The sequence below is a fragment of the Sporichthyaceae bacterium genome (genome assembly GCA_036493475.1).
Taxonomy (GTDB): domain Bacteria; phylum Actinomycetota; class Actinomycetes; order Sporichthyales; family Sporichthyaceae; genus DASQPJ01.
The window spans coordinates 1-1,704 of record DASXPS010000030.1; the positions used below are offsets into that span (position 1 = coordinate 1).

A 1,704-nucleotide genomic window follows, 5' to 3' on the forward strand; every position below is an offset into this window, starting at 1 on the left:
TCCCAGTCCTCTGCGACCTTCTCCGCCGAGGCGTACGTAGGGCTGATCCCGGCGTTGTAGACCAGCACGTCCCCCCGCCGCGCTGGGCGCGGAACTCGTTGACCACCTGCCGCACCCGGGACCGCTCGGTGACGTCGAGGGCATGCGCGGTTCCCGGGCGTCGCCGAAGAGCATCCTCAGCGACTCGCCGCCCGGCGTTGGGGTGTCGCCGATCCCGTCGGCCAGATCTGCCAGGAAAACCGCACTTCCGGATACCTGGCGAGACTCTGTATCCGCGTTCGGGACGAAGAGGTCAAACCCATGGGTCGGGCAGCTACTCGCCGCACTAAGGACGCGCGACGTAATAACTTAGGTTTTCGGGTCTGATGTCTCTACCGTTGTGGTATGGCGGATGAGGGGCTGACCGGCGAGGCCGCGGCACGCAGGTATGCGGTGCTGCGTCCGTATCTGGACGAGCGGCAGCGCCGTCTGGTGCTCGGCGCGGAAGCCGCGGAGCTGGGTCGGGGTGGGATCAAGGCGGTCGCGGTGGCGACGGGGGTGCATCCGGACACGGTGGCCAGGGGGGCGCGGGAGCTCGAGGGTGACCTCGAGTCGGCCGGTGTCGAGCCGGTCGGGCGGGTGCGGGCGCCCGGGGGCGGCCGTAAACCGGCCACCGAAACCGACCCCGGGCTCGCGCCGGCGTTGACCGCGCTGGTCGACCCGGCGACCCGTGGCGACCCCGAGTCGCCGCTGGTGTGGACCACCAAGTCGACCCGCAACCTCGCCGACGCGCTCACCGCCGGCGGGCATCGGGTGTCGGATCGGACGGTGGCCCGGATGTTGCGCGCGCAGGGGTTCAGCCTGCAGGCCAACGCCAAGGTCACCGAGGGTCGCCAACACGTGGATCGAGACGCCCAGTTCGGCTACCTCAACGCCCAGGTCATCGACCACCTGGCCGTGGGGGCGGCGGTGCTCAGCGTGGACACCAAGAAGAAGGAACTGGTCGGGGAGTACAAGAACGGGGGCCGGGAGTACCAGCCCACCGCCACCCCGGTCCGGGTGAACGTGCACGACTTCCCGGACAAGGAACTGGGCAAGGCGATCCCGTACGGCATCTACGACGTCGCCGCGAACACCGGCTGGGTGTCGGTCGGCGCCGATCACGACACCTCCGCGTTCGCGGTAGAGACGCTGCGCCGCTGGTGGAACACCATGGGTCGGCACCGCTACCCCAACACCGACCGGCTACTGGTGTGCGCCGACGGCGGCGGCTCCAACGGCTACCGGGTGCGCGCCTGGAAGATCGAACTCGCGGCGTTCGCCGTCGAGACCGGCCTCACGATCACCGTCTGCCATCTACCACCCGGCACCAGCAAATGGAACAAGATCGAACACCGGCTGTTCTCCCAGATCACCCTCAACTGGCGCGGCCGACCCCTGACCAGCCACCAGATCATCATCGACCTGATCAGCGCCACCACCACGGCGACCGGACTGACCGTGCGCGCCGAACTCGACACCGGCACCTACCCCACCGGCATCAAATACACCAGCAAGCAGATCGACACCCTGCCGATCACCCGACACGACTTCCACGGCGAGTGGAACTACACGGTCTCGCCCGCACCAGCCGACACGCCGACATCGACATAGATTATTTCTTCGCGAGCCCTTAGCGGCGGGTTAGCCGGGCGCGAGCTTCTCCAGCCGCTCAATGGCCGCGTG

The 1,704-nt window shown here is 68.3% G+C and carries 1 pseudogene; it reads left to right on the forward strand.

The annotated features are described in order from the left end of the window. The first annotated feature begins 384 nt into the window (after positions 1 to 384). Positions 385 to 1,608 (forward strand): annotated as a pseudogene (locus tag VGJ14_03485) (ISAzo13 family transposase). Positions 1,609 to 1,704: the final 96 nt, after the last annotated feature.